Source organism: Litchfieldella anticariensis FP35 = DSM 16096 (genome assembly GCF_000409775.1).
In the GTDB taxonomy this organism is placed as follows: Bacteria; Pseudomonadota; Gammaproteobacteria; order Pseudomonadales; family Halomonadaceae; genus Litchfieldella; species Litchfieldella anticariensis.
On record NZ_KE332388.1, the window covers coordinates 678,180 to 678,418 of the forward strand.

Genomic DNA, 239 nt, shown 5'->3' on the forward strand with positions numbered 1-239 from the left:
TGTTCGGCCTCGACCTGGCGGCCTTCGGTGAGCGCCTCGCCAGTGCCCCGATCGGCGCCGAGGGGGTCACCGTGCTGCCGTTCTTCAACGGTGAGCGGGTCCCGACGCTGCCCCAGGCCACCTGCAGCTTCCTGGGCCTGACCAGCGTCAACACCACCCAGGCCAACCTGTGCCGGGCGGTGGTCGAGAGCGCCACCTTTGGCCTGCGCTACGGCCTCGAGCGGCTCGGCGACCTGGCC

The 239-nt window shown here is 72.0% G+C and carries 1 protein-coding gene; it reads left to right on the forward strand.

What is annotated here, in order from left to right; all coding sequences use genetic code 11:
- On the forward strand, positions 1 to 239 hold a 239-nt coding region (locus tag L861_RS25020; RefSeq protein ID WP_269078958.1), incomplete at both ends, for an FGGY-family carbohydrate kinase.